At 60.1% G+C, this 26,865-nt stretch carries 20 protein-coding genes, 1 tRNA gene, 1 pseudogene and 2 other annotated features; of the genes and pseudogenes, 14 read left to right on the forward strand and 8 right to left on the reverse strand.

Annotation, left to right across the window (positions count from 1 at the left end):
• Positions 1 to 114: 114 nt before the first annotated feature.
• A complete protein-coding gene (locus MR935_RS07690; RefSeq protein ID WP_290572465.1) occupies positions 115 to 240 on the reverse strand; it encodes a hypothetical protein in 126 nt (41 codons plus the stop codon).
• A 415-nt stretch (positions 241 to 655) separates the two neighbouring features.
• Between MR935_RS07690 and MR935_RS07695 the strand changes: the two genes are divergently transcribed.
• The 5 genes from MR935_RS07695 to MR935_RS07715 all read left to right on the forward strand — a co-directional run bounded on the left by MR935_RS07695 (position 656) and on the right by MR935_RS07715 (position 7,923).
• On the forward strand, positions 656 to 2,347 hold the full coding sequence (locus tag MR935_RS07695; RefSeq protein WP_290572467.1) for a trypsin-like peptidase domain-containing protein: 1,692 nt from the start codon (positions 656 to 658) through the stop codon (positions 2,345 to 2,347).
• Positions 2,348 to 2,524: 177 nt separating this feature from the next.
• Positions 2,525 to 5,155 carry a pyruvate, phosphate dikinase gene (gene ppdK / locus MR935_RS07700; RefSeq protein WP_290572469.1) on the forward strand — a complete coding sequence of 877 codons (2,631 nt, stop codon included), beginning with the start codon at positions 2,525 to 2,527 and terminating at the stop codon, positions 5,153 to 5,155.
• 236 nt (positions 5,156 to 5,391) lie between these two features.
• Positions 5,392 to 6,492 carry a hypothetical protein gene (locus MR935_RS07705; RefSeq protein WP_290572471.1) on the forward strand — a complete coding sequence of 367 codons (1,101 nt, stop codon included), beginning with the start codon at positions 5,392 to 5,394 and terminating at the stop codon, positions 6,490 to 6,492.
• A 79-nt stretch (positions 6,493 to 6,571) separates the two neighbouring features.
• Positions 6,572 to 7,429 carry a glucose-1-phosphate thymidylyltransferase RfbA gene (rfbA, locus tag MR935_RS07710; RefSeq protein ID WP_290572473.1) on the forward strand — a complete coding sequence of 286 codons (858 nt, stop codon included), beginning with the start codon at positions 6,572 to 6,574 and terminating at the stop codon, positions 7,427 to 7,429.
• Between the two features lie 41 nt (positions 7,430 to 7,470).
• Complete coding sequence (locus MR935_RS07715; RefSeq protein ID WP_290572475.1) at positions 7,471 to 7,923, forward strand: YjbQ family protein; 453 nt, start codon at positions 7,471 to 7,473, stop codon at positions 7,921 to 7,923.
• Between the two features lie 131 nt (positions 7,924 to 8,054).
• Here MR935_RS07715 and MR935_RS07720 read toward each other — a convergent pair whose 3' ends face one another.
• From MR935_RS07720 to MR935_RS07740, 5 genes are all read right to left on the reverse strand, one after another.
• Positions 8,055 to 8,762 carry a sigma-70 family RNA polymerase sigma factor gene (locus MR935_RS07720; RefSeq protein WP_290572477.1) on the reverse strand — a complete coding sequence of 236 codons (708 nt, stop codon included), beginning with the start codon at positions 8,760 to 8,762 and terminating at the stop codon, positions 8,055 to 8,057.
• Positions 8,752 to 9,195 carry an anti-sigma F factor gene (gene spoIIAB, locus MR935_RS07725; RefSeq protein ID WP_290572478.1) on the reverse strand — a complete coding sequence of 148 codons (444 nt, stop codon included), beginning with the start codon at positions 9,193 to 9,195 and terminating at the stop codon, positions 8,752 to 8,754. Before spoIIAB ends, MR935_RS07720 begins: the two co-directional genes overlap by 11 nt.
• A gap of 2 nt (positions 9,196 to 9,197) precedes the next feature.
• Positions 9,198 to 9,515: an STAS domain-containing protein gene (locus tag MR935_RS07730; protein WP_290572479.1), complete on the reverse strand. Its 318-nt coding sequence runs from the start codon at positions 9,513 to 9,515 to the stop codon at positions 9,198 to 9,200.
• 116 nt (positions 9,516 to 9,631) lie between these two features.
• Positions 9,632 to 10,939 carry a bifunctional folylpolyglutamate synthase/dihydrofolate synthase gene (locus MR935_RS07735; RefSeq protein WP_290572480.1) on the reverse strand — a complete coding sequence of 436 codons (1,308 nt, stop codon included), beginning with the start codon at positions 10,937 to 10,939 and terminating at the stop codon, positions 9,632 to 9,634.
• Between the two features lie 93 nt (positions 10,940 to 11,032).
• Positions 11,033 to 13,654 (reverse strand): valine--tRNA ligase, encoded by a 2,622-nt coding sequence (locus MR935_RS07740; protein ID WP_290572481.1) that lies wholly within the window; start codon positions 13,652 to 13,654, stop codon positions 11,033 to 11,035.
• Between the two features lie 49 nt (positions 13,655 to 13,703).
• Positions 13,704 to 13,922, reverse strand: a binding site (T-box leader).
• 139 nt (positions 13,923 to 14,061) lie between these two features.
• Positions 14,062 to 14,305 (forward strand) — a binding site (T-box leader).
• 73 nt (positions 14,306 to 14,378) lie between these two features.
• Here MR935_RS07740 and pheS point away from each other — a divergent pair.
• From pheS to MR935_RS07770, 6 genes are all read left to right on the forward strand, one after another.
• A complete protein-coding gene (gene pheS, locus MR935_RS07745) occupies positions 14,379 to 15,398 on the forward strand; it encodes a phenylalanine--tRNA ligase subunit alpha (RefSeq protein ID WP_290572483.1) in 1,020 nt (339 codons plus the stop codon).
• A gap of 268 nt (positions 15,399 to 15,666) precedes the next feature.
• Positions 15,667 to 18,369 carry a phenylalanine--tRNA ligase subunit beta gene (gene pheT, locus MR935_RS07750; RefSeq protein ID WP_290572485.1) on the forward strand — a complete coding sequence of 901 codons (2,703 nt, stop codon included), beginning with the start codon at positions 15,667 to 15,669 and terminating at the stop codon, positions 18,367 to 18,369.
• 140 nt (positions 18,370 to 18,509) lie between these two features.
• Entirely contained in the window at positions 18,510 to 18,755 is a 246-nt protein-coding gene (locus MR935_RS07755) for an IreB family regulatory phosphoprotein (protein WP_031475480.1), read from the forward strand.
• Between the two features lie 113 nt (positions 18,756 to 18,868).
• Positions 18,869 to 20,764, forward strand: coding sequence for a YgiQ family radical SAM protein (locus MR935_RS07760; protein WP_290572486.1), 1,896 nt, complete (start codon positions 18,869 to 18,871; stop codon positions 20,762 to 20,764).
• 38 nt (positions 20,765 to 20,802) lie between these two features.
• A complete protein-coding gene (locus MR935_RS07765) occupies positions 20,803 to 21,027 on the forward strand; it encodes a putative signal transducing protein (protein ID WP_290572487.1) in 225 nt (74 codons plus the stop codon).
• A gap of 399 nt (positions 21,028 to 21,426) precedes the next feature.
• Positions 21,427 to 22,794 carry a TrpB-like pyridoxal phosphate-dependent enzyme gene (locus MR935_RS07770; RefSeq protein ID WP_290572489.1) on the forward strand — a complete coding sequence of 456 codons (1,368 nt, stop codon included), beginning with the start codon at positions 21,427 to 21,429 and terminating at the stop codon, positions 22,792 to 22,794.
• A gap of 102 nt (positions 22,795 to 22,896) precedes the next feature.
• Here MR935_RS07770 and MR935_RS07775 read toward each other — a convergent pair whose 3' ends face one another.
• A complete protein-coding gene (locus MR935_RS07775) occupies positions 22,897 to 23,841 on the reverse strand; it encodes a TIGR03943 family putative permease subunit (protein ID WP_290572491.1) in 945 nt (314 codons plus the stop codon).
• 12 nt (positions 23,842 to 23,853) lie between these two features.
• On the reverse strand, positions 23,854 to 24,936 hold the full coding sequence (locus MR935_RS07780) for a CobW family GTP-binding protein (RefSeq protein WP_290572493.1): 1,083 nt from the start codon (positions 24,934 to 24,936) through the stop codon (positions 23,854 to 23,856).
• A 301-nt stretch (positions 24,937 to 25,237) separates the two neighbouring features.
• Here MR935_RS07780 and MR935_RS07785 point away from each other — a divergent pair.
• From MR935_RS07785 to MR935_RS07795, 3 genes and pseudogenes are all read left to right on the forward strand, one after another.
• A tRNA-Met gene (locus MR935_RS07785) sits at positions 25,238 to 25,313 on the forward strand.
• A 356-nt stretch (positions 25,314 to 25,669) separates the two neighbouring features.
• The gene (locus tag MR935_RS07790; protein ID WP_087233670.1) at positions 25,670 to 26,362 is read left to right on the forward strand and encodes a hypothetical protein; all 693 of its coding nucleotides are present in this window, start codon (positions 25,670 to 25,672) and stop codon (positions 26,360 to 26,362) included.
• A gap of 72 nt (positions 26,363 to 26,434) precedes the next feature.
• Positions 26,435 to 26,865, forward strand: a pseudogene (locus MR935_RS07795) (hypothetical protein); the annotation flags it as partial.

Raw genomic sequence — 26,865 nt, forward strand, 5'->3', positions numbered from 1 at the left:
CCGCTGGTTATTCCGGCTTGTGCCGTTGGTGCGCCGCACCGTCGGGACAGAATCGCAATTGTGGCCTACTGTGAGGGCGGCGGAGAGCGGGGATTATCAGTACAGTCAAGGACGTCACGACAGGTCGGTGCTCACTTTGACCGGCGCTGTCAAACTATGGCCAACGCCGATTGCGGGGCAATGCGGCATGACGGCCACGACCAGTGGGCGACCGATCGAGAGATCGACACATCTCAGCACACAAGTGATGCTTGTGGAGCGGATGTATCCGACACCCATCGCCACGGACTACAAAAACAGGGGATGCAAAGATTATCGCAAAAATCGGCAGTACCAGCTGCAGACGGAAGTTGGTGGGCAACTGAACCCGATGTGGGTCGAGTGTCTCATGGGATTCCCCATCGGGTGGACAGACTTAGAGGACTAGGAAATGCCGTAGTCCCTCAGCAGTTTTACCCGATTTTTCGGGCGATTATGGAGGTTGAGCGTGAATAACGCATTGTTAAGCAGCCTGTTCGGCACACAGTTCACCGTCCACGTAGTGTGCCTGCATCCTCAAGCCTATTCTAACAAAATTCTACGAGCTGCGTTAGTGGCAATTCAGTTTCATGCTGTTTTGTGCCTTGTGGCGCAGCGGAAAGGAATGGTCATAAGTATGAAAAAAAGACTGACCGGACTGCTGCTGGCGCTGCTGACCATGCTCAGCGCGCTGCCGGTGGCCTTTGCCGGCTATGAGAATTTCACGCCGCAGGCAGCTTATGCCGCAGGGCAGTTTGCGGACGTGCCGCAGGGCGCGTGGTACGAGCAGAACGTCCGTACAGCCTATGAATACGGTCTGATAAACGGCAAATCGGCTGACACCTTCGCGCCGGACGGCGAGCTGACTGTCGCCGAGGCGGTCAAGCTGGCCGCGTGCATCCACCGGCTGTACATGCAAGGCGACACCGATTTTGCGCCTGCCGACCCGTGGTACCGCAGCTATGCGGATTATGCGCTGGCAAACGGCCTGCTGGCCGGGGAGCCGGAAAGCTATGACGCGCCGGCCAGCCGCGCGGTGTTTGCCGCGGTGTTCGCCGCCGCGCTGCCCGAGGAAGCGCTCGCGCCGCTGGGCACGGTCGAGGACGGCGCGATTCCGGATGTGGCGTTGTCGGCGGCATACGCCCCAGCGGTGTATTGCCTGTACCGTGCCGGGGTGCTGACCGGTTCGGACGCGCAGGGCAGCTTTCTGCCGGATAGCCGCATCCTGCGCAGCGAAGCCGCGGCCATCGTCACCCGCATGGCAGACCCTGCTTTGCGCCGGCCGGTCGAGCTGTATGTGCAGCTTGAGCTGACCGAAAGCGAGATCATCAGCCAGTGCATGCCCGCCGTGTGCAAGCTCTATACCTATGACGCGGCGGGGCAGTCCTTCGGCATGGGCAGCGCGGTTGTGCTCAGCGCAGAGGGCGACGCAGTCACCTGCGCGCATGTCATCAATGGTGTCGACCGTGTTGTTGCCAAGCTGCCGGACGGCAGAAGCTACGAGGTTTCTGTGTATGCGATGGATACAAGGCTTGACCTGGCGGCGATCCGGCTGGAGGGCGCGTTTGACCTGCCCTATCTGCAAACCGGCGGAGCGGTGCAGCGCGGCGACAGGGTGTACACGATCGGCTACCCGGGCGGCGGCGCAGAAAAGCTGTCCGCCGGAAAGGTAACGAACCCGGCATACACCGAAAATGCGCTCGAGCCGTTTATCGAGAGCAGCACGGTCTCGCTCAGCGGCAATTCGGGCGGCGCGCTGGTCAACCGCTTTGGCCGCGTGGTCGGCGTGGTCTCGAAAAGTCCGGCCTCGGGCAGTCCCTCCTATTCGATGTCGATCGAGCGGATCGAAGCGCTCGACCGTAGCCGGACATACACACCGTCCGAGTATACCGAACTGCACCAGCCGGATGCCGCGCTGTGCTATGCGGACAGCTATCCCGTGCCGGATTTCGGCAAGCTGGCCGGTGTGTCGCTGCTCATGCGGGAGGAGGAGTGGAAAAACGGACAGCACATGGTGCACTATCTGTACCGTGTGAGCGACCTGCCCACCAACAAGCGGCAGGCCGAGCGGTTGATACTGGAATATATCGACCTGCTCAATAAGCATACGTTTTACCTTTTTAGCGACGAATATTACCAGTCGTCGGCGGGGTATGCTTATGGTGTGAGCTTGGACGCGGGACGTTACGAGGGCCAAAATGTGCTCTTTGTCTCAGTTGTGTCCAATGTGCAAAAGGGGATCGGCGGCCTGCGGGTTTCGCCGACCCCTTTTTCGGTATTTGTGCAGGATGCACTGGAAAATAATTACAAAATCATACAAAATGCATAATTATATGACTGCTTTCGGAAAAATTGGAACACAATGCCGTTAAAATGCACAATATGTTTTTGTGAAAACGGTGGAATCCCACAATGGAACACGCGGCATGGGACGTGCTATAATAAGAATGCATACATGAAATGTGTTTAATAACACACGGCAAATGAAAAGGAGGAAATAGGTCCCATGAAGTATGTTTATATGTTCCCTGAAGGCAATGGGCAAATGCGCGAGCTGCTTGGCGGCAAGGGCGCGAATCTGGCTGAGATGACCGGTCTCGGCATGCCTGTGCCGCAGGGCTTTACCATTACGACCGAGGCCTGCACCCGGTATTATGAGGATGGCAAGACCATCGCGCCCGATATTCAGGAGCAGATCGTCGAGTATCTTGCCAAGCTGGAGCAGGAAACCGGCAAGACCTTGGGTGACCCCGCGCGTCCGTTGCTCGTATCCGTTCGTTCGGGTGCGCGCGCTTCCATGCCGGGCATGATGGACACCATCCTCAACCTCGGCATGAACGACGAGATCTGCGAGGCCGTCGCGGGGCTGACGAGCAACCCGCGCTTTGCTCGTGACTCCTACCGCCGTTTTATCCAGATGTTCTCGGATGTCGTGATGGAGCTGCCCAAGTCCTCGTTTGAGCAGTTTATCGACCAGGTCAAGGAAGAAAAGGGCGTCAAGCACGATAACGAGCTGGACGCGGACGATATGAGCAAGCTGATCGTGCTGTTTAAGGAGCACTACAAGAAGTCCCTCGGCGAGGACTTCCCGCAGGACCCCAGAAAGCAGCTGATGGAGGCTGTCCGCGCAGTGTTCCGCTCGTGGGACAATCCGCGCGCCAATACTTACCGCCGCATGAACGACATCCCGCACAGCTGGGGCACCGCGGTCAACGTCCAGTCGATGGTATTCGGCAACATGGGCGACACCTCGGGCACCGGCGTTGCCTTCACCCGCAACCCGGCCACAGGCGAAAAGAAGCTTTATGGCGAGTTCCTGATGAACGCGCAGGGCGAGGACGTTGTTGCCGGCATCCGCACCCCGCAGCCAATCTCCTCACTGGCAGACACCATGCCCGAGGTTTATCAGCAGTTTGTTGATATTTCCAGCCGTCTGGAGCAGCACTACGGCGATATGCAGGATATGGAGTTTACCATCGAAAACGGCAAGCTCTACATGCTGCAGACCCGCAACGGCAAGCGCACCGCGCAGGCCGCGCTTAAGGTCGCAGTCGACCTCGTGGAGGAGGGCGTGTGCACCAAGGAGCAGGCCATGATGAAGGTAGAGGCCAAGCAGCTCGACTCGCTGCTGCACCCGACCTTTGTACCGGCCGCGCTCGCTGCGGCCAAGCCGATCACCAGCGGCCTGCCGGCTTCGCCCGGCGCTGCCTGCGGCGCGGTTTACTTCACTGCGGAGGAGGCCGCCGCGGCGCATAAGAGCGGCGCCAAGGTCGTGCTCGTCCGGCAGGAGACCTCGCCCGAGGATATTGACGGCATGGCCGTGTCCGAAGGCATCATGACCGCCCGCGGCGGCATGACCAGCCACGCCGCCGTTGTTGCGCGCGGCATGGGTACCTGCTGCGTCGCCGGTGTAAACGGCATCAAGGTCTCGGAAGAAAACAAGACGCTGACCTTTGCCGACGGCACGGTTGTCAAGGAGGGTGATTTCCTCTCGCTCGACGGCTCGACCGGCAACGTCTATCTGGGCAAGATCGACACGCAGGAAGCTGAGCTGACCGGCGACTTCGGTCGCTTCATGAGCTGGGCGGACGAGATCCGCACCCTCAAGGTGCGCACCAACGCCGACACCCCGCGCGATGCCACGCAGGCGCGCAAGTTCGGCGCGGAAGGCATCGGCCTGTGCCGCACCGAGCATATGTTCTTCGAGCCGGCGCGCATCAAGGCCGTGCGTGAGATGATCGTCTCCGACACGGTCGAGCAGCGCAAGGCGGCGCTTGCCAAGATCCTGCCCATGCAGCGGGGTGACTTTGAAGCCATCTACCGCGCAATGGGTACGTTGCCGGTCACTATCCGCCTGCTTGACCCGCCGCTGCACGAGTTCCTGCCGCATGAGGCTGAGGAGATTCGTGAGCTGGCCGGTGAGATGGGCGTTCCGTTTGAAAAGCTCGCGGCCAAGGTAGCCGACCTGCACGAGTTCAACCCGATGCTGGGTACCCGCGGCTGCCGTCTGGACGTGCTCTACCCCGAAATCGCTGAGATGCAGACCGAGGCCATCATCTCGGCTGCCATCAACGTAACCAAGGAGGACGGCCTGCCGATCACGCCGGAGATCATGGTGCCGCTGGTGTCGGAGATCAACGAGCTGCGCTTTGTCAAGCAGGTCATCAAGGCCAAGGCTGACGAGCTGATCGCCGCCGCCGGTGTGGATATGAAGTATCTGGTCGGCACGATGATCGAGACCCCGCGCGCCGCTGTCACATCGGATCAGATTGCGCAGGAGGCTGAGTTCTTCTCCTTCGGCACCAACGACCTGACCCAGATGACCTACGGCTTCTCGCGCGACGATATCGGCCGCATTCTCGAGACCTACTTCGACAAGAAAATCCTCGAATCCGACCCGTTTGCCCGTCTGGATCAGGATGGCGTTGGCCGTTTGGTCAAGATGGCGGTTGATAACGGCAAGAAGGTGCGTCCGAACATCAAGCTCGGTATTTGCGGTGAGCATGGCGGCGACCTGTCCTCGGTCGAGTTCTGCCACAATGTCGGCCTGAACTATGTATCCTGCTCGCCCTTCCGCGTTCCGATCGCCCGTCTGGCTGCTGCGCAGGCACGCGTCAAGGAGCTTGGTAAGGCGTAAGCACAGAAGCACGGACGGGAGGCTTCCCCTATTGCGGAGCTTTTCTCCGAAAAACCGAGATTTGATCGCTATATGACGTTGCCCGGCGCGGCAGCGTCCGGATTCAAAAGCGCGGGCTTTGCCCGCGCTTTTGTGTTTCCGGCAGGGCGCGCGGCGCGCATATTTGGGTATGCGGGAATTGACAGCCGGGGTACTGGGTGGTACACTGAAAGTAACGGTAAAAGGAGGAATGCGCAATGAAAAAACTGGTTTGCGCGGCGTTAGCGGCAGCAAGCGTGTTTTCTGTGGCCTGCGCGGTGGACAGCACGGGCAAGTTATCGCCGCAGGGCGCGCGGGCGTATTTGGATACCATCCAAGCGCTGCAAGATGCCTATGGAAAGGCAGCGGTGGCCGGGGCGGACAGCCCGATGGAGGGCATGTGGCAGGGATTGTCGCTCACCCGGCTGGTCGATTTTGACGCAGATGGCATACCCGAGCTGTATTGCGGCATGGGCATGAGCGGCCAGCGGCTGTACACCTATGAAAACAGCCTCAAGCAGTTGGATATCCCCACGGGGGTGAGCAATTTCGGCAGCGATGTCTCGCCCGAGACTTGCCTGTACGTCGGCGCAGACGGCGCGTATCTGGTCGAAGCGATGGTGGAGTTCTTCGGCAACCCGGTCAAGTACCACACCAAGCAGGGCGACCGGATGACGGTCGCGCTGACCTACACCCGCGATGTAGACGGCGAGCCGGCGCCGGTTTGTACGCTTAACGGCGCGCCGGTCAGCGAAGACGCGCTCCGTGCGGCGCTGGATGAGCTGACCGCCGGCATGACGAGGTACAGCTACTCTTACTGGGATGGGCTTGATGACTTGAGCAGTCCCAAGGGTACAGTGGCCGAAACGATTGCCGCGCTGCGCGGGCTGACCAACCCGCCCGCCCGCGTCTCGACCCACCGGGTGCGGATCAACGGCAAGCCGGTGCAGCTTGCGGCTTATGAGATAGGCGGCAATAATTACTTCAAGCTGCGCGACCTTGCGCTTGCCCTGACGGACACGGACGCGCGGTTCGAGGTCAGCTGGAATGGCGCGGCGCAGCGCATCGACCTGCTGTCCGGCAAGCAGTACACCCCGGTTGGCGGGGAAGGCGCGGCGCAGCTGACCGCCGGGCAGGCCGCACTCACGACCGCGTCTGTCTGGCTGGATGGCAGACGGCTTGACTTGACCGCCTACCAGATTGCGGGCAACAACTACTTCAAGCTGCGCGATCTGGCCGCGGCGCTCGATTTCGGCGTCTCGTGGGATGGCGCAGCGCAGCAAGTGACGATCGACACGGCCGCCGCCTATCAGGACTGACCCGTCCGTTTGCCGTGCAGCTATGCCGATATCGCGCCATATTGGTGCTATCATACAAAGAAAAGGTTGAGGAAACGCCATGAAGGGAATCATTCTTGCTGCGGGAAAGGGTTCGCGCCTGTATCCGATGACGCGGCCGGTCTGCAAGCCGCTGCTGCCCGTGTATGACAAGCCGATGATCTATTATCCGCTCGCCGTGCTGATGCAGGCGGGCATACGGGATATCCTTATCATCATTCCGCCGGGGGAGGAGGGACCATTTTACCGCCTGCTCGGTTCGGGCGGCCGCTTTGGCGTCAACATCACCTATGAGGTGCAGGAGTTTGCGCGCGGTATCGCGGATGCGCTGCTGATCGGCTCGCATTTCGTCGGCGGGGACGATGTTTGTCTGGTGCTGGGCGATAATATTTTCTATTCGAGCAATCTGGAATGCAAGCTCGAGCAGGCGATCGCCCTCAAGCGGGGCGCGTGTGTATTCGGCTACTATGTCAGCGACCCGCGCGCCTTCGGCGTGGTCGAGTTTGACGAGGCAGGCAACGCGGTCTCTATTGAGGAAAAGCCGCGCTTTCCGAGGTCCAACTATATTATTCCGGGGCTGTATTTCTATGACAACGACGTGATGGAGATCGCACGTGAGCTAAAGCCCTCGCCGCGCGGCGAGCTGGAGATCACAGACGTCAATCTGGAATACCTGCGCCGCGGCAGCCTGCATGTGGTCAAGCTGGATAGGGACTTCCTCTGGCTGGATGCCGGCACGGCGGATAACCTGCTGTCCTCCGCGCAGGAGGTCAAGCGCGTGCAGGATGAGAGCGGCCGCTACATCGCCTGTCTGGAGGAGGTGGCCTACCAGCGCGGCTATATCTCGCACGATATGCTGCAGCGGCTGGCCTGTGACCATGGGCAGACGCTGTATGGGCAGTATCTTGCCTGCCTTTGAGGCGGCGGACGGAGGCAAAAGCAGTAGAAAGGAAAGAGTGAATGGCTGTTTATACCGAGACAAAAACCTACCGCACACGCGCGCATATGGGCATGATCGACATCACCGAGGATTTCCGCGCGGCGATACAGAACGCCGCCCGCCAGACGGGGATGCGGTCGGGCATCATCACCGGGTTTACCACCGGAGGCGTGGCTGGGCTTACCACGCTGGAATTTGAACCGGGTATGGTGCACCACGACCTCAAGGCCGCGATGGACGTATTCTCACCCTATACAGACGAGACCGGCCGCGTGATTCATTACCATCATCATGACACTTGGCATGACGACAACGGCTCATCGCACATCAAGGCCGCGCTGCTCTCGCCGTTCATCACCGTCCCCTTTGTGGAGGGTGAGCTGACCCTCGGCCCGTGGCAGAATCTGACGCTGGTCGAATGCGACACCCGCGACCGCACGCGCGATGTGGTGTTTCAGGTGATGGGCGAATAGCAGCACAGCAAGTCAAAAAAGAAACCTGAGCGGAGAAATTGCTTTCTTCGCTCAGGTAAGGAAGTATGGCAGCCGTGGGGAGATGCAGCAGCATCCCCCGCGGTTGTTGGCATATTGGGGTGAGTGCGGGGCTATTCCTTCAGCCGTTCCCGCAGCGCTGCGATTGCGCGCTTTTCGATGCGCGAGACCTGCACCTGCGATACGCCGATGATCTGCGCGACCTGCTGCTGCGTCAGATCGCGTGAAAAGCGCAGTGCCAGCACTTCGCGGTCGCGCTCCGGCAACAGGGTGAGCGCTTCGCGCAGCGAAAGGTACAGGCAGGTGCGCTCCTCCATGCCGTCGTCGCCTACCAGATCGCCTAGTCGCCCGCCGCCGGACAGCTCGCGCTCAAACGAGTCGACCACGACTTCGGCCTGCTCACACGCGGCGACCTCCTCGGGGGTCAGGCCGGTGGCCTCGGCCAGCTCGGACACGGTGGGCGAGCGGCCTGTCCGGCTTTCCAGCTCGCTCTGCACGCGGCGCACGCGCTGCGCGCGCTCCTTGACCGCCCGGCTGACCTTGACCGCGCCGTCGTCTCGCAGAAAGCGGCGTATTTCGCCCGCGATTTTGGGCACGGCATAGGTCGAAAACTCCCAGCCCATATCCGGGTCAAAACCGCGCACAGCCTTGATAAAGCCTACGCAGGCCAGCTGATACAGGTCGTCCGGCTCAGTGCCGCGCCCGTAATACCGCCGCGCGATCGACCAGATAAGGCCGCTGTTCTGCTCGATCAGACGCGCCTCGGCTTCGCGGTCGCCGGCCGACGCGGCTGCCAGCAGGCCGCGCATCTCACTGGTCACGCGCCCGCTCCCGCAGCGTTTTGACCATGGTCACCAGCGTGCCCTTGCCCGGCGTCGAGCGCACATGCAGCCGGTCGGTAAAGCTCTCCATAATGGTAAAGCCCATGCCCGAGCGCTCGTCGTTGCCGGTGGTGAACATAGGCTGCCGTGCCTGTGCGATGTTTTCGATGCCGCAGCCCGCATCCTTGACCTTCAGCTCAAGCATACGCCCCTCAAACAAGCGGACGGAAACGGTGATAAAGCCGCTTTTGTCCGCGTAGCCATGTACAATCGCGTTGGTGACCGCTTCGGAAACCACGGTTTTGATATCGCCAAGCTCCTCCATTGTCGGGTCAAGCTGGGCGACGAACGCGCCGACCGCCTGCCGCGCAAAGCCCTCATTGACCGAGCGGCTTTCGAATTTCAAGCTCATTTTATTGACGAGCGCACGCATCTTTATTCCCCCTTTTCAAAAATCATCACCTGCGGCAGCCCCGCCGCTTCGAACACGCGCATCGGCTGCGGCGGCGCGCCGCGCACAGCAAAGTCCCGTCTGCTGCGCGCGCAGGTGCGGTGCAGGTGCAGCACGACAGCAAGACCGGAGGAATCCATGAACGTCAGCCCGGACAGGTCGAGGATCAGCTGCTGGCTGGGGTAGAGCACCAGCAGATCCTCGGCTTGCTCGATCGCGGCGCGCGCCGCGTGGTGGTCAAGCTCGCCCGTCAGCGACACGGTCAGCACGCCGTCCCGCTCAGCTTGTGTGATGTGCAGCATATATGTCACCTCGAAAAGAATCGGTTTTGGCGGGGACTTGTCTCGCTGTCCCCACAACGAGCAAAGAAAAAGGCTTGTACTCTTTCAGTACAAGCCTTATTTTACCAAAATTTTCCTTAGCCATCTGTCGGTTTCTGTCGCGCGTGCAGTATCTTTTCGGCTTCGCCGACGAGAAAAAGTGAGCCGCAGATCAGCACGCAGTCGTGTGGGCCGGCACGGTCGAGCGCCATGGCGATGGCCTGCGCGGCGCTGCCGCAGTCGAACACAGCGCGGCACTGCCGCTCGGCGATCGCCGCAACCGTCTGCGCGGGCAGCGCGCGCTCGTCCTCATCCGGGGCGCAGGCAAGGAATACATCGGCGCGGCGGGCAAGCGGAGGAATGCATACCTCGTATTCCTTATCGCGCACCATGCCCATGATGACATAGAGCCTGCGCATTTTGAGCATATCGTCGATCACGCGGCACAGCGCTGCAACGCCCGCCGCGTTATGCGCCCCGTCCAGCAGTACGAGCGGCGTTTCCCGCAGCCGCTCGAGCCGCCCGGGCATCCGCGCGCAGGCAAGGCCGCGCACGGCGGCTTCAGTTGGGATGTCCCAGCCGCGTGCGCGCAGCGCTTCGACGGTGTGCAGCGCGGTCAGCGCGTTTTGCAGCTGGTGGCGGCCGGGCATGGCGAGGGTGTAGCCCTGTCCGCCGTAGACAAAGGCCGAGCCGTGTATATCACAGCGCAGCAGCCTGTATTCGTCGGACGCGCGGTGCAGCACCGCACCTGCGCCCTCGCACGCGCGCAGAATGACCGGCACAGCTTCGTCCGGCTGGCCGGACGCACACACGACTGTCGCACCACTCTTGATGATCGCGGCCTTTTCGTCAGCGATCGCGGCGACCGTGTCGCCCAGCACGCCCAGATGGTCGCGTGCGATCGGCGTGAGCACACAGGCCTCGGCCCGCGGAATGATGTTGGTGGCATCGCACCGGCCGCCAAGCCCGGTTTCGAGCACGACGATGTCGCACTGCTGCTCGGCGTAATACAAAAACGCCAGCGCGGTCGTAAACTCAAACGCGCCGATGGTCTCGCCTACGGGCAGGGCAAGGCGCTCGGCCGCCGCTGCCACACGCGCGGCCAGCCGGTTCAGGTCATCGTCCGCGATCATCGCGCCGTCCACGCGGATGCGCTCGTAAAACTGCACCAGATAGGGCGAGGTGTACAGTCCGACGCGATAGCCTGCCGCGCGCAGCACGGCGGCGATCATGCAGGCGGTCGAGCCTTTGCCGTTCGTACCCGCAAGATGGACGAACCGCAGCCCGTTTTGGGGGTCGCCCAGCGCCGCGCACAGCGCGCGGATGCGGTGCAGCCCGGGCGCGCCGGAGAACCGGCCGAGGGAGTGGATATATTCAATCGCTGTTTTGGGGGATTGGGTATCCATGATAAGCCCTTTCTCAAGCTCAAAGTGAGCGGATTCGGTTTTTGGGTCAAATGCCAAAAGAACCACCCGCGGGCGGTTCTTCGGCGGCGCTGCTCAGCCCAGCGCGGCGATGGATTCCTCAAGCTTGGCCAGATGCTCGCGGAGCTTATCGGCCTTTTCGCGCTCGACTGCGACAACATGCGCGGGCGCTTTGTCAACGAACTTGGGGTTGTCCAGCTTTTTCATGACAAAGGCAATATCATCCTCCACCTTGGCCTTTTCCTTGGCAAGGCGGGCGCGCTCAGCGGTAAAGTCGATCAGGTCGCCCATCGGCATATAAAGCTGCGCGTCGCCGGTGACGACCGAGGCCATCTTGGCCGCATCCTCGGGCACGGCGTCGATCAGCTCGATCTCCGATGCGTAGGCCAGCTTGGCGAAGAACACGCGACCCGCGGCAAAGGTGTCCTTCTGCTCGGTCAGCACGAGCACCTTGGCCTTTTTAGAGGGCGGCACGTTCATTTCGCTGCGGCGGTTGCGGATGGCGCGCACCGCGCTCATCAGCGTTTCCATCTGCGCCTCCTCGGCGGCAAAGTGCAGCGTTTCGTCATATTCCGGCCACGGAGACACCATGACCGACGGCCCCTCGTGCGGCAGGGCCTGCCAGATGGTCTCGGTGATGAAGGGCATGAAGGGGTGCAGAAGCTGCATCGCGCCCGAGAGCACATAGCACAGCACCCGCTGCACATTTTCGTCCCCGTTTTGCAGGCGGGTCTTGGCGATTTCGATATACCAGTCGCAGAAGTTATCCCAGATAAAGTCGTTGAGCTTGGAGGCTGCAAGCCCCAGCTCGTATTGGTCGATGTTGCGGGTGACCTCGCGCACAAGCGTGTTGTATTTGGAGACGATCCACTTGTCCTCGGTCGCAAGGTCGGCGGGCAGCGCGGCCTGCTTATCGGTGTCGATGGTCAGATTCATCTGGATAAAGCGCGAAGCGTTCCAGATCTTGTTGCAGAAGTTGCGCGAGGCCTGTACGCGCTCGTCCGAAAAGCGCATATCGTTGCCGGGGCTGTTGCCGGTGGCCAGCGTAAAGCGCAGCGCGTCCGCGCCGTACTGGTCGATGATCTCGAGCGGGTCGATGCCGTTGCCGAGGGATTTGGACATCTTTCTGCCCTGTGCATCACGCACAAGGCCGTGGATATAAACGGTGTCGAACGGGGTTTCGCCCATGTGCTCCACGCCGGAGAAGATCATGCGGGCGACCCAGAAGAAGATGATGTCATACCCGGTGACGAGCGTCGAGGTCGGGTAGAAATAGTCAAGCTCGGGCGTTTTGTCCGGCCAGCCGAGGGTAGAGAACGGCCACAGTGCGGACGAGAACCAAGTATCCAGCACGTCCTCCTCCTGCCGCATATGCGCCGCGCCGCACTTGGGGCAAACCTGCACATCCTCCTTGGAAACGACCATTTCGCCGCATTCGTCGCAGTAGAAGGCGGGGATGCGGTGCCCCCACCAAAGCTGGCGGGAGATGCACCAGTCGTGCACGTTTTCCATCCAGCGCAGATAGGTCTTGGCAAAGCGGTCGGGCTCAAAGCGGGTCTTGCCCTCGGTGACGACCTGCATTGCGGGCGCGGCAAGCGGCTGCATCTTGACGAACCACTGCGCCGAGGTTATCGGCTCAACGGTCGTGCCGCAGCGGTAGCAGGTGCCGACGTTGTGCTCGTGCTCCTCGGTCTTGACGAGGTAGCCGCCCTCCTCCAAATCGCGGATGACGGCCTTGCGGCACTCGTAACGGTCAAGCCCCGCGTATTTGCCGCCGTTTTCATTGACGGTCGCATCCTCGTGGAACACCAGTATCTGCTCGAGCTGGTGCCGCTCGCCCATCTCAAAGTCGTTCGGGTCGTGGCAGGGCGTCACCTTGACGCAGCCCGTGCCGAAGGTCATATCAACATATTCGTCGCCGAAAATGGGTATCTCGCGGCCGATAATGGGCAGGATGCAGGTCTTGCCGATCAGGTGCTTGTAGCGCTCGTCGTCCGGGTGGACGGCCACGCCCGTGTCGCCCATGAAGGTCTCCGGCCGGGTGGTGGCGACGACCAGCGCGCCCGAGCCGTCGCTGAGCGGATAGCGGATGTGCCACAGCTTGCCCGGCTGGGTCTCATACTCGACCTCCGCGTCGGAGAGTGCGGTGGCGCAGTGCGGGCACCAGTTGATGATGCGGTGTCCCTTGTAGATCAGCCCCTTGTTGTAGAGGTTGACGAACACCTCGCGCACCGCGCGCGAGCAGCCCTCGTCCATCGTAAAGCGCTCACGCGCCCAGTCGCACGACGAGCCGAGCTTTTTCAGCTGGCTGATGATGCGGCCGCCGTACTGCTCCTTCCACGCCCAGACGCGCTCAAGGAATTTTTCGCGGCCAAGGTCGTGGCGGGTCAGCCCCTCCTGTTCGCGCAGGTTTTCCTCCACCTTGATCTGGGTGGCGATGCCCGCGTGGTCGGTGCCGGGCATCCAGAGCGCTTCGTAGCCCTGCATCCGCTTGGTGCGAATGAGGATATCCTGCAGGGTCTCGTCAAAGGCATGTCCCATGTGCAGCTGGCCGGTGACGTTCGGGGGCGGAATGACGATGGTGAAGGGCTTCTTGTCCGGGTTGACTTCGGCGTGGAAGAAGCCGGAATCGTTCCAGAACTGATACAGCTTGTCCTCGACCGCTTTGGGGTCGTAGGTCTTTGGCAGTTCGCGCATTGCTTTGTCTCCTTTTGGTTTACAAAATAAAAAGGCACGCCGTCCGCATCAATAGGACGAAGCGTGCTCCGTGGTACCACCTAACTTCGCGGCGACAGCGCCGCGCACTCATTGACCCGTAACGTGGGCGGACGGGACGGCCTACCAAGCGTGTTCAGCCCTCCTGCTCCAAAGCGACCTTCTTCCCGTCCGTCCGAGAGCTTGCACCCAACCGCTCTCTCTCTGAAAGGCCGGGGGCGGGAATACTCCTCTTTTTCATCGCGTTTCCGTATTAACTTTATCAGTATAGCCGCAAAGGGCAGGGTTGTCAAGCGATATTCGGGAGTTTTCACCCGTCCTGCACCAAAAAACGCAAAAAGGCCTTGCATTTCCGCGCAGGGTATGCTTTAATAAAACTGATATAAAGCAAAACTGCGATGAACAGGGAAAGTAGCCCTATCGCGCTCTTTTCAGAGAAGGCGGCCTTTGGCTGTGAGCCGCCCAAAGAGACCTGCGGCGAAGTTCCCCTGTGAGCACCCGCGCTGAACCGCCCGAGCGGGGCAGTAGGCGCGGGCGGACTGACGCTCCGTTACCGGCGTTCAATGAGCGCCCGGCTGCGGCCGGGAATCAGGGTGGTACCACGGAAGCAGCAGCATGCCTTTCGTCCCTATTTAATTACGGGACGAGGGCTTTTTTATTTTGTTTATCCCAATCCATGATGTTTGATAATAAAAGGAGAGTCACCATGAAAGAGAAGCTGCAAGATATTTTGCAGGCCGCCAAGGAGCAGCTCGGCGCTGCCGTGGATGCGCGCGCGCTGGACGAGGCGCGTGTCCGCTTCCTCGGCAAAAAGGGCGAACTGACCGCGCTGCTCAAGGGTATGAAGGACGTTGCCGAGGAGGAGCGCCCGGTCGTCGGCCAGCTCATCAACGATGTGCGCGCCGAGATCGAGAAGACGATCGACAAGCAGAAGGAGGTCGTCGAGCAGGCCGCTCTGCGGCACAAGCTCGAGAGCGAGACCATCGACGTGACTCTGCCGGGCGAGCCGCTTGTCATCGGCAAGAAGCATCCGCTGAGTACCGTGCTGGATGAATTTAAGGATATCTTCCTCGGCCTTGGCTTTTCGATCGCCGAAGGGCCCGAGGTCGAGCTGGATCACTATAACTTCGAAGCGCTCAACATCCCGCGCGACCACCCGGCGCGCGACACGCAGGACACCTTCTATATTTCGGACAACGTCGTGCTGCGCACCCAGACCTCGCCCATGCAGGTGCGCACGATGGAAAAGAAAAAGCCGCCCATCCGCATCATCGCGCCCGGCCGCGTATACCGCTCGGATGCGGTGGACGCGACCCACTCGCCGCTGTTCCACCAGATCGAGGGCTTGGTGGTCGATAAGGGCATCCGTATGTCCGACCTCAAGGGCATTCTTGCGCTGTTCGCCAAAAAGCTCTATGGCGAGGATACGGTCGTCCGCTTCCGCCCGCACCACTTCCCCTTCACTGAGCCATCGGCGGAAATGGATATCCAGTGCTACCGCTGCCACGGCGAGGGCTGCCCGCTCTGCAAGGGCGAGGGGTGGATCGAGATCCTCGGCTGCGGCATGGTGCACCCCAAGGTGCTGGAGATGAGCGGCATCGACCCCGAGGAATACGCGGGCTATGCGTTCGGTATCGGCCTTGAGCGCATGGTCATGGGGCGGTTCAAGATCGACGATATCCGCCTGTTTTACGAGAACGACGTGCGGTTCTTGCATCAGTTCTGAACGAGTATAGGAGACTTCTGTTACAGGGGACTTCCAAGGCTCCCTATATTACGAAAGCCGGCTCCAAGGAAACCGGCTTTCGATACCCGAACGATGCCCCCAAGGGTGCTGCGTCGGGGGAGTAAAACGCAGGTATACGCCTCGCGTTTTTTACGGAAATTGCAGCGCAATTTCCTGTTTCATGCGCGTTCTGGCGCGAAAATTTGGTAGGACAGTCTCCATTTGAAGCGCCCAACGGCGCGATGTGAATAAGGAGGAAATAAATCGAATGAAACTGCCGCTTTTCTGGCTTTCGGATTATACTGATATCACCGGCGTCACGCCCAAGGAGTATGACGCACGGCTGACCATGACCGGCTCTAAGGTCGAGGAGGTGTACAACCTCGGTGCGGAGATTGAAAATGTCGTGGTCGGCCGCGTGACGGAAATGACCCGCCACCCCAATTCTGACCATATGTGGATCTGTCAAATCGATGTGGGTGACGAAGTCACGCAGATCTGCACCGGCGCGTGGAACGTCCATGTGGGCGATCTGCTCCCGGTGGCCAAGCATAAATCGACGCTGCCCGGCGGCGTCAAGATCACGCGCGGCAAGCTGCGCGGCGAGGTATCAAACGGTATGCTGTGCTCGCTGGGGGAGCTGCAGCTCGATACCCACAACGCACCCTACGCGGTCATCAAGGCTGCCGCCATTTTGAATGATTACCACAGTCTGAAGGAGCAGCAGCCCTCGCTGCCCGCCGAACTGACCGCGGGCTACAAGCTGTACGGCGAGACGCGGTGCGCCAAGGTGCTGTCGGTCACGACCGCAGCTTACGGGCAGTACGCGCTGACCGTCGACTGCGGCGCGGGCGAGACCGCGCTGACGACCGACTGCGCGAACATCCACGAGGGGGACTTCATTGCCGTCGATACGGGCAAAAACACCGTGTGTACACCGGCCGACCTGCGCGCGCAGCAGGCCGAGTTCCCCCATTGTATCGAGAATGGTATTTTCATCCTCAACGAGGACTGCAAGCCCGGGGATGATATCCGCAAGGTGCTTGGTCTTGACGAGTGGGTGGCCGATTTTGAGATCACCTCCAACCGCCCGGATTGCCTGAGTGTCATCGGGCTGGCGCGGGAGACTGCCGCCGCCTTTGATCGGCCGTTTTGCGTCAAAGAGCCGGTCGTGCGCGGCAGCGGGGACGATATCGGCCGGTATCTGTCGGTCGAGGTGCGTGATGCCGACCTGTGCCCGCGCTACACCGCCCGTCTGGTCAAGAATATCCGCATTGAGCCGTCCCCCGCGTGGATGCGGCAGCGTCTGCACGCCGCGGGCGTTCGGCCAATCAACAATATCGTTGATATCACCAATTATGTCATGCTGGAATACGGCCAGCCGATGCATGCGTTTGACTATGCCTGCCTGACCGACGGTAAGCTTGTCGTCCGCCGCGCGCGGGACGGCGAGTTCATCCAAACGCTCGACGGCGTGGATCACATGCTGAGCGGCAGCATGCTTGCCATCTGCGACAAGGATAAGCCGGTCGCCGTGGCGGGCGTGATGGGCGGCGCCAATTCGGAGATCACCGGCAGCACGCAGACCGTTGTGTTCGAGTCGGCCAATTTCCACGGCGCGACCGTGCGCGTGACCGCTAAAGCGCTGGGTATGCGCACCGAGGCCTCGGGGCGTTTTGAAAAGGGACTTGATCCGCGTATGACGCGCGACGCGGTCGAGCGCGCATGTGAGCTGGTCGAGCTGCTCGGCGCGGGCGAGGTGGTAAACGGCGTGATCGACGTGGATAACGCCGATGCCGCGCCCAAGCGTCTGCCCTTTGAGCCGGAGAAGATGAATGCGCTGCTTGGTCTGGATTTGCCGGACAGCGAGCAGCAGAAGCTGCTCGAAAAGCTTGGCTTTGCGGTCGAGGGGGGCAAGGTGGTCGTGCCCAGCTTTCGCACCGACATTGACCGCATGTGCGATCTGGCCGAAGAGGTCGCGCGCATGTACGGCTACGATAAAATACCGACCACGCTCTACGCCGGTGAGATGGTGCAGGGCGAGCTGAGCGCCAAGCAGCAGGCCGAGTGCGCCGCCGCGCTCGTCTGCCGCGAGGCCGGCTTTGACGAGGCCATGAGCCACTCGTTCATTTCGCCCAAGTGCTATGACATGATCGGCTGGGACGCGGATGACCCGCGCCGCATCTCGACCACCATCCGCAACCCACTGGGCGAGGATTTCAGCATCATGCGCACGACCGTGCTGCCCTCGATGCTGGACAATCTGGCACACAATAACGCACACCGCAACCCCACAGCCTCGCTTTTTGAGCTGGGCACGGTCTACACGCCTGCCGTCAGGGATGGCAAGGCCGACCCCGATGTGCTGCCGCGCGAAGAAAAGGTGCTTACGCTTGGCTCTTACGGCAGGCTGAGCTTCTTCCAGCTCAAGGGTGTGATCGAAGCGCTGGGCAGGGAGCTGCATCTCAAGCCGCTGCAATTCGTGCAGCAAACGGAAAATCCCTCCTACCATCCGGGGCGCTGCGCGACCGTGCTGGCGGATGGCAAGGAGCTTGGCGTGTTCGGCACGGTGCATCCGCTCATTGCGGCGCGGTACGGCCTTGGCGGCGAGGTGCTCGCGGCTGAGCTGCGCATGAATGCGCTGTTTGACGCGATCGACGGGGAAAAGCGGTACCGCCCGCTGCCCAAGTTCCCGGCCTCGACGCGCGATATCGCTGTGCTGGTGGACGACAGCGTGCCCGCCGCCGCCATGCAGGCCAGCATCCAAAAGGCCGGCGGCGCGATCTTGGAGGAAGTGCGCCTGTTCGACGTTTACAAGGGCAAGGGCATCCCGGCGGGCAAAAAGTCGGTGGCGTACTCGCTGTCCCTGCGCGCGGCCGACCGTACGCTGACCGATGGGGAGTGCGACAAGGCGATGAAGGACGCCATCGCCGCGTTGGAAAAGGAGTTCGGCGCGGTGCTGCGGGGCTGACGCCTCCGGCCTGCGCCGCGCGCCCGCGCTGGAAAAAGATTTCAGCGCGGTTTTGCGCGGATAGGACTTTACTTTTCAGCCGTTTTGTATTATGCTGTTTATAGGAAACAGCAGTCCGTAGGATCGGAAAGGAGAAAGACATGCTTGACGGCACAAGAAAATTCAGCCTTGTGGACGAGTCCAACAAGGAAATGAAGCGTACTCTCACCGCAGTGTACGACGCGCTCAAGGAGAAGGGCTATAATCCGATTAACCAGATCGTGGGTTATCTCCTGTCCGAGGACCCGACTTACATCACCAACCACAACAACGCGCGCAGCCTGATCTGCAAGATCGACCGCGATGAGCTGATGCAGGAGCTGGTGCAGTTCTATCTGGATAATTGAAGCGCCGACACGGCACATAAAATAACCGTTTCTCTGTGGAAACGGTTATTTTTACCATTATGAGCGCGCGCTGCCCTGAGAAACGAGGAAATGCGCCATGACGAAAGGATTATATGAACGATTTTCTCCCCATTTCCAAGCAGGATATGGCCGCCCGCGGCTGGTACTACTGCGATTTTCTGCTCGTCACCGGGGACGCCTATGTCGACCACCCCTCGTTCGGCACGGCGATCATCTCGCGCGTGTTGGAGGACGCGGGCTACAAGGTCGCCATCCTCAGCCAGCCGGATTTCCACGATGAGCGGGATTTCGTCGGGATGGGCCGCCCGCGCTACGCGGTGCTCATCAATGGCGGCAACATCGACTCGATGGTCGCCCACTACACCGCTGCCAAAAAACGCCGTTCGGACGATGCTTACACGCCCGGCGGCAAGGCGGGCAAGCGGCCGGACCGCGCAGTGACTGTCTACTCGATGCTTGCGCGGCGCGCCTTTCCGGATACGCCCATCTATCTGGGCGGCATAGAGGCCAGCTTGCGCCGCTTCGCGCACTATGACTACTGGGCTGACCGTATCATGCCGTCCATTCTCGAATCGACCGGCGCGGATGGCCTGATGTACGGCATGAGCGAGCATTCGGTCATCGAGCTGGCAAACAATCTCAAGCGCGGCAAAAAGGGCGCGGCGGCCTGCGAGGGGGTACGCGGCACGGCCTATATGGCGCACGACGCGGACGGGCTGGCCTTTGCGGCGGTCGAGTGCCCCTCCTTTGAGGCGGTGTGCGCGAGTAAGGCGGATTACGCGCGCTCGGTCAAGCTCCAGTACGATGAGCAGGATTTTGCCTATGGCCGCGCCATGCTGCAGCGGCACGGCAAGCGCGTGATGATTCAGAACCCGCCCGCAAGGCCGCTGACCACCGCGGAGATGGACCGCGTTTACGCGCTGCCCTATCAGCGCACCTACCATCCGTCTTATGAAGCGCTCGGCGGCGTGCCCGCGATTGCCGAGGTACAGTTTTCCATCATCCATAACCGGGGCTGCTTTGGCGCGTGCAACTTCTGCGCGCTGGCCTTCCATCAGGGGCGGTACATCCAGTCCCGCAGCCATGACAGCGTCATCGCCGAAGCCAAGCAGATCGCGGCGCACAAGGACTTTAAGGGCTATATCCACGATGTCGGCGGGCCGACGGCCAATTTCCGCTTTCCCTCCTGCAAAAAGCAGGAGCAGCACGGCCTTTGCCGGGACAAGCGCTGCCTGTTTCCCACGGCGTGTAAAAATCTCGAGGCTGACCACACCGATTATCTCGAGCTGCTGCGCGCGCTGCGGCGCATCAAGGGCGTCAAAAAGGTGTTTGTGCGTAGCGGTCTGCGGTATGATTACATGATGGCCGATAAGAACGACGCCTTCTTCCGTGAGTTGGTCGAGCATCATATCTCCGGGCAGCTCAAGGTTGCGCCCGAGCATATGAGTGATAACGCACTGTATTATATGGGTAAGCCATCATTCTCTGTATATGAGCAGTTCCGCGAGCGGTACGCCCGCATCAACCAGAAATTAGGGCGTAAGCAGTATCTGGTGCCCTATCTGATGTCATCCCATCCGGGGGCGACGTTGGACGACGCCATCCTGCTGGCCGAGTACCTGCACAAAATCGGCTACTGCCCGGAGCAGGTGCAGGACTTTTACCCCACGCCGGGTACGCTTTCGACCGCGATGTACTACACCGAGCTTGACCCGCGCACGATGCAGCTGGTCTATGTGGCCAAAACACCCGAGGAAAAAGCCATGCAGCGTGCGCTGCTGCAATGGCGGCGGCCGGACAAGCGGCCGATCGTGCTGGCGGCGCTCAAAAAAGCCGGGCGCGAGGATTTGATCGGCTTTGGTAAGGAATGTCTGATCCGCCCGGCGCGCGGTGAAAAGCCGTCCGCCGGCAAACCGGCCCGGACGGGTAAAAGCATTCGCCCGACGCCAAAAAAGAAGGGCTGGGCAAGAGCCGGGCGCAAAAAATAACGCGGGCGCGCGGCAGAATACGCAAAGGGAGGGCGCATATGTTGTATTTTCTGACACACCGACGGCTATATTCGACGTTTTCGGCCGAGCAGGCGCACCGCATGGAGCGCCTGCTGGCGGAACAGGGCATCCCCTGCAAGGTCAAGACCTTTCAGTCAACTGTGCAGAGCGGCGCGCTTGGCCAACTGGCCGAATACCAGATCGCATATGACCTCTATGTGCGCAATGGGGATTTTGCGCGCGCGGAGACGCTGCTGCCATAGGCAGCTGGCAGGGCTTGATATTTTCCAAAATCGTGCTTGACAAATCCAGGATTTGCGCATATACTTGGAACATATCGAAAAACCGATGACGAAGACGAGTAGCAGAGAGACCGAACCTCCAAGAGAGCTGCGGACGGTGTGAGCGCGGCAGGCAAGGGCTTTGTGAATGGACTTTATCAGGGCAAGGCGAAAGGCGCTGGCCGAGTAGCGGCGACGGGGACTCCGCCCGTTATCAGGGGAGCCTGTGTTGCGACCGGACACGGGAAAGTGAGCGGGCGCGTTTTCGCGTCAACTTGGGTGGTACCGCAAGAGTTTGGTTTACAGGCTCCTGTCCCAATTTTGGGATGGGAGTTTTTTTATTTTGTTTGCAATGATTATGATAGAAGGAGAGGAAAGACCATGGCTAAGATTCCGCACAGACTGTATCTCACCGAGGAGCAAATGCCCAAGCAGTGGTATAACCTGCGCGCGGATATGAAGGAGCAGCCCGACCCGCTCATCCATCCGGGTACGCATGAGCCGCTGCCCGAGCAGGCGCTGTATCCCATTTTCTGCGACAAGCTCGCGCATCAGGAGATGGACAGCACGACCCGGTATTTTGATATCCCGGCGCCTGTGCTTGACATGTATCAGATGTACCGCCCCTCGCCGCTGTGCCGGGCGTATAATCTGGAAAAGGCGCTCGACACCCCGGCAAAAATCTACTATAAGTTCGAGGGCAACAATACCTCGGGCAGCCACAAGCTCAACTCGGCCATCGCGCAGGCGTATTACGCCAAGGAGCAGGGACTTAAGGGGCTGACCACCGAGACCGGTGCGGGGCAGTGGGGCACGGCGCTGAGCGAGGCCTGTGCGTACTTCGGCCTTGACCTTAAGGTGTTCATGGTCAAGGTTTCTTACGAGCAGAAGCCCTACCGCAAGGCAGTTATGCAGACTTTTGGCGCGGATGTTACGCCCTCGCCCTCGAACACGACCGAGGCCGGCCGCGCCATCCTCGCCGCCGACCCGCACAGCAACGGCTCGCTCGGCTGCGCGATCTCCGAGGCGGTCGAGCTGGCCACCAAGACCGAGGGCTACCGCTATGTGCTCGGCTCGGTGCTCAATCAGGTGCTGCTGCACCAGTCCATCATCGGCTTGGAGAGTAAGCAGGCCATGGAACTGCTGGACGAATATCCGGATATCGTCATCGGCTGCGCGGGCGGCGGCTCCAACCTCGGCGGTTTGATTGCGCCGTTCATGCAGGATAAGCTGACCGGCAAGGCCGACCCGCGCATCATTGCGGTCGAGCCGGCCTCCTGCCCGTCCTTCACCCGCGGCAAGTACGCGTATGACTTCTGCGACACCGGCCATGTCACCCCGCTGGCGCGGATGTACACACTGGGCAACGGCTTTATGCCCGCTTCCAACCATGCGGGCGGCCTGCGCTATCACGGCATGAGCCCGATGCTCTCCAAGCTGTATCACGACGGCTATATGGAGGCCGTTTCCGCCAAGCAGACCGATGTTTTCGCCGCGGCCGTGCAGTTCGCTAAGGTCGAAACCATCCTGCCCGCGCCGGAGTCGGCGCACGCCATTCGCGGCGCGATCGACGAGGCGCTCCGCTGCAAGGAGAGCGGCGAGGCCAAGACCATTCTGTTTGGCCTGACCGGCACGGGCTATTTTGACATGGCAGCCTATCAGGCTTACCATGACGGCACGATGCAAAACCACATCCCGACCGACGCTGAGCTGGAAAAGGGCTTTGCCACGCTGCCACAGCTTGGTTAAAACAGGGCTTGCCTGCCCATCTAAAAAGCACAGCATACAAACAAACGCACCGGCGAGCGCCGGTGCGTTTGTTTTTTGTAAAGCGGGTTTGGCGGCAGACGGTCAGTTGAAGTACACCAGCTCCTCCTTGGGGGCATCAGCGGGGATGACCTCGAGCGCGTGGAGCACAGGGCCTTCGCCCCGGTACTGCGGCAGGCTCTCTACTGTGACCGAGGCGGTCACGCGCACCCACTGGCGAAGCGTAAGTGCCTTTACGCCGTCATAGCGGCATAAAAACCCGAGAAAGGTGATGTCATCCGCGCAGCACACCATGCCGAAGCGCCCGGGGATGAACGAGCCTGCGGGAACGGCATCGCTGACATATACCTGTCCGATAAAGCGGACGGTTTTGCCGTCGTACTTGGTGGGATCGCCCATCGCGTCGACGTACCACAGGCCGTATTCATCCGGGGCAATGTCGATCACATCAGCGTCAAGGTCGAAGGGCAGCGGCATATTTTGGGCGTAATCCTCGGAGTTGCCGTCCACATCGTCCAGATAGATGGCCGCGCGCGGGTTCATCGCCTTGATGTTCTTGGCGTACAGCATGTCCTTCAGCTCGTCTGTACAGCGGTTGAATACGATGAGGTCGGCCGTCGTGATATGCTCGAACATCATCGGGCCAAGGTTTTGCGAATATAGCGCGAAGGTGGAGGCATCCACCGTGCAGACGATCTGGTACAGTTCCCACCGCGCGGGAAAGGCGCTGACTACATCCTCCAGCTTCCACAGGCCGTTCAGCTCGATCATGATGCGGTCAGGCTGATGCTTTTGCTCAAGCCGTTTGAGGATGTTGGGGGTGAAGCGTTTCTGGGTGTCGATGCTCTCAAGCACAGTGCGGCACTTGCGCAGCTCGTCCTCCTCAAGCGTCTCGATGCCCTCCTCGCATTGGAGCAGCAGCGTCTTTTCGTGCTCGGTAAAGTTCGGGTCGCTCAGTATCTCGCTGATGAAGCGGGTCTTGCCGCTTTCCAGAAAGCCGGTGAACAGGTAGACCGGGATGCGTGTCATGAGCAGTCCCCCTTATGCCAATCCGAAGAGCGAAGCGATGCGCTCCTCATCCAGCGAAGCGCCGATGACGCACAGACGGCCGGTGTAATCGGCCGCGCCGCGGCGTATCTCAGGCGCGCCGGGCACATAGTCAAAGTGCAGCCATTGGCCGCCATTTTCGTCCGCGACGATGCCCTTGGCACGCAGCACCGTGCCGAGCGAGGGGTCGCCCAGCGCGGTCAGCGCGCGGAGCAGGCTGTCCTCAGTGTATTTGTGCGTGGTCTCGCGTCCCCAAGAGGTAAAGACTTCCTCGGCGGTGTGGTCGTGGCCGCAGCCGCAGCCGTGGTCATGATCATGGTCATGGTCATGGTGATGCCCGTGGCTGTGGTGGTGATGTTCGTGGTCATGGCAGCCGCAGGTGCAGTCCGCGCCATGCGCGTGTTCATGCGAATGCTCATGCGCGTGGCAGTCGCAGTCGTGGTCGTGCGCGTGCGCGATCTCGTCGAGCACCTCGGCGGCCAGATCACGGCTGCCCTCCATTGCGGCGAGCAGCTGCGCACCGGTCAGCTCCTTCCATGGGGTGGTGACGATGCGCGCGCGCGGGTTCAGGCCGCGCAGCAGGGCGATGGTCTCATCGAGCCTCTTGGCGGGGCACTCGGCCGTGCGTGAGAGCAGAATGCAGCCCGCATGGGCGACCTGATTTTCAAAAAACTCGCCGAAGTTTTTCAGGTACATCTTGGCCTTGAGCGCATCGACGACCGTCACAAAGGAGTTGAGCGCAACGGCAAGCTGCGCGTTCTGCACGGCCGCGATCACGTCGGACAGCTTGCCCACGCCCGAAGGCTCAATCAGAATGCGGTCGGGATGGTATTGGCTTATTACATCGTGCAGGGCTTGTCCGAAATCGCCGACGAGCGAGCAGCAGATGCAGCCTGCGTTCATTTCGTTGACGACAACGCCTGATTCCTTGAGAAAGCCGCTGTCAATGCCGATTTCGCCAAACTCGTTTTCTATCAGCACGACCTGCTCACCTGCGAGCGCGTCCGCGAGCAGGCGTTTGATGAGCGTAGTTTTGCCCGCGCCGAGAAAGCCGGAGATGATATCAATCTTAGTCATATTTTTCGCCTCATTTGTCATTGGATTGTTGCGTTTGCAGCTATTATACCCATTTTTACAGGTATTTTTTCAGTCAGAGCGGCTGATGGGAGTATCCTGATGAAATAAGCATATTATGGCTGCTGTGCATATTATAGCACGGCGGCGGGCGCTGTTTCAAGCCAAAGCGACCGCCAGCCGGTCAGCTGCGCAGGGTATATCGTCTTGTTGATGATAGAAATATATATTTTTTTATTTTTGTGCTTGACAACTGTGTCACAGCATGGTATAGTATATAAGCTATCTGATATGGCAGCAATATCGCGGGGTAGAGCAGTTGGTAGCTCGTCGGGCTCATAACCCGGAGGTCGTTGGTTCAAGTCCAGCCCCCGCAACCACATTGTGCGACCAAAAAAGATATCGCACCGAAAAAGCCCGGAACCATGCGGTTTCCGGGCTTTTTTCGTGTCCAAATTTTACTGCACAAGAAAAAGATATCATCCGGCCTTTCCCCTATGGGGTGAGGACTTGAACTAAATCCCGGCGCTTTTCAGCCCGCTTTCGAGGTGAAAATACGGAAATAATTCGTGTTCTCCAAAAAATATTTTGTTAATTTTTTGTGAACGAAGTGGATTGTACCAAAATGTAGTACAATCCACTTCGTTCTGAAGTTCTGTGGCCGTCACCTATATTCAGGTGGCGGCTTTTTTTATTTGCGCGGGCGTATAAATTGAAATGACTGGAGGTCTTTCTGATGGAGCATCACAACAAGATGGATAGAGAACAATTTTACCGAGAACTTTGCACGGTGCTTGGCCGGGAAGGCTTCACCACGCAGCCGGAGCAGGATGATCTTCTCCCGGTGGAATGGGATGGTCTCCCCCTCTGCCGGATCACAGAGGGCGGAGGGGTTCGCTACTGGCAGGAGGATGTGGCAACGGCGGAACGGGAACGAGCCTGTGAGCGAGTCACTGATCTGGCCTGCACAGTGCGGGAGTACATGACGCTGCTGGAACAGGCTCCGCCCCTGCAGGCCCAAAGCCTGACCGGCGACTACCGCCTGCTGGCCGACTTCAACGGCACAGTGCTGGCTGCCCACCCCACCCGGCTTGGCGTCCATTTCGTCACATGGGACTGGAGCTGTGACCGCACAGGTCTCAACCAAGGCCATTACTTTCAGGATAACTATACGGGAGCCAAGCAGGACTTCGCCATCCGTGCCGGTCTCGTCTCCAAACAGCTGATTTTTAACGAAGCACAGCTCACCGAAATCTATCGATGCTGCACCGACACACTGGATGCCGGAGTTGATTTGACTGTCGACCAGGAACAATGCATTAAAAGTGTTCAGGAACAGATCCTACGTGGAATGCCCAACATCCTGGAGCGCATGCGAGAGCAGGAGCAGCACTCCTTGGATTCTCAAAGCCAGGAACTGACCATGTAATACACCGAGCGCCGGAGTTTTAGAAATAAGACTCCGGCGCTTTTTTATTTCACCGAAAGGAGCACACCACCCATGACGCGCTACTTCATGAGAGATACCCCCTTATACCAGATGGAGCAGATGATGATGACCCCGCCCCATTTCAAACCCAGAGGTCACGGCCTACGCCGACCTACATTTCACTATCAGTCTGAAGATGTCGATTGCCAGTACTGCACAAACTACTCAAAGGAAAATCCCTGCCCGCTGTGTGAATGCACTTGCCTGGGGGAACGAATCGAGACCGGGTCGCTCAGCCTTGCGAAAGTAATTGAGGACTGCCTCCGTGGCAAGCTGAGAATGAGGCTTTGGAAACGGTTGGCACAGGAGATCTACCCATATCCTCTGCAAGCCTTCCATTCTGACGAACACCGTAGCCGTTGGATGCACTGGCGAACACGTTGCCGCCGATTGTCGCAGCGCAACCAGGCCGCACTGTTTCTCCTGACAGCCTACGACGATAT

This window comes from Agathobaculum sp. (assembly GCF_022775115.1).
Taxonomy (GTDB): Bacteria; Bacillota; Clostridia; order Oscillospirales; family Butyricicoccaceae; genus Agathobaculum.

What these genes read in the sequence shown, in the direction of transcription:
- MR935_RS07765 (WP_290572487.1), top strand. Translation starts at nt 20,803, where the DNA reads ATGTTGTATTTTCTGACACACCGACGGCTATATTCGACGTTTTCGGCC.
- MR935_RS07770 (WP_290572489.1), top strand. Translation starts at nt 21,427, where the DNA reads ATGGCTAAGATTCCGCACAGACTGTATCTCACCGAGGAGCAAATGCCC.
- MR935_RS07695 (WP_290572467.1), top strand. Translation starts at nt 656, where the DNA reads ATGAAAAAAAGACTGACCGGACTGCTGCTGGCGCTGCTGACCATGCTC.
- pheT (WP_290572485.1), top strand. Translation starts at nt 15,667, where the DNA reads ATGAAACTGCCGCTTTTCTGGCTTTCGGATTATACTGATATCACCGGC.
- MR935_RS07780 (WP_290572493.1), bottom strand. Translation starts at nt 24,936, where the DNA reads ATGACTAAGATTGATATCATCTCCGGCTTTCTCGGCGCGGGCAAAACT.
- MR935_RS07790 (WP_087233670.1), top strand. Translation starts at nt 25,670, where the DNA reads ATGGAGCATCACAACAAGATGGATAGAGAACAATTTTACCGAGAACTT.
- MR935_RS07730 (WP_290572479.1), bottom strand. Translation starts at nt 9,515, where the DNA reads ATGCTGCACATCACACAAGCTGAGCGGGACGGCGTGCTGACCGTGTCG.
- pheS (WP_290572483.1), top strand. Translation starts at nt 14,379, where the DNA reads ATGAAAGAGAAGCTGCAAGATATTTTGCAGGCCGCCAAGGAGCAGCTC.
- rfbA (WP_290572473.1), top strand. Translation starts at nt 6,572, where the DNA reads ATGAAGGGAATCATTCTTGCTGCGGGAAAGGGTTCGCGCCTGTATCCG.
- MR935_RS07715 (WP_290572475.1), top strand. Translation starts at nt 7,471, where the DNA reads ATGGCTGTTTATACCGAGACAAAAACCTACCGCACACGCGCGCATATG.
- MR935_RS07755 (WP_031475480.1), top strand. Translation starts at nt 18,510, where the DNA reads ATGCTTGACGGCACAAGAAAATTCAGCCTTGTGGACGAGTCCAACAAG.
- MR935_RS07705 (WP_290572471.1), top strand. Translation starts at nt 5,392, where the DNA reads ATGAAAAAACTGGTTTGCGCGGCGTTAGCGGCAGCAAGCGTGTTTTCT.
- MR935_RS07740 (WP_290572481.1), bottom strand. Translation starts at nt 13,654, where the DNA reads ATGCGCGAACTGCCAAAGACCTACGACCCCAAAGCGGTCGAGGACAAG.
- ppdK (WP_290572469.1), top strand. Translation starts at nt 2,525, where the DNA reads ATGAAGTATGTTTATATGTTCCCTGAAGGCAATGGGCAAATGCGCGAG.
- MR935_RS07735 (WP_290572480.1), bottom strand. Translation starts at nt 10,939, where the DNA reads ATGGATACCCAATCCCCCAAAACAGCGATTGAATATATCCACTCCCTC.
- MR935_RS07760 (WP_290572486.1), top strand. Translation starts at nt 18,869, where the DNA reads ATGAACGATTTTCTCCCCATTTCCAAGCAGGATATGGCCGCCCGCGGC.
- MR935_RS07775 (WP_290572491.1), bottom strand. Translation starts at nt 23,841, where the DNA reads ATGACACGCATCCCGGTCTACCTGTTCACCGGCTTTCTGGAAAGCGGC.
- spoIIAB (WP_290572478.1), bottom strand. Translation starts at nt 9,195, where the DNA reads ATGCGTGCGCTCGTCAATAAAATGAGCTTGAAATTCGAAAGCCGCTCG.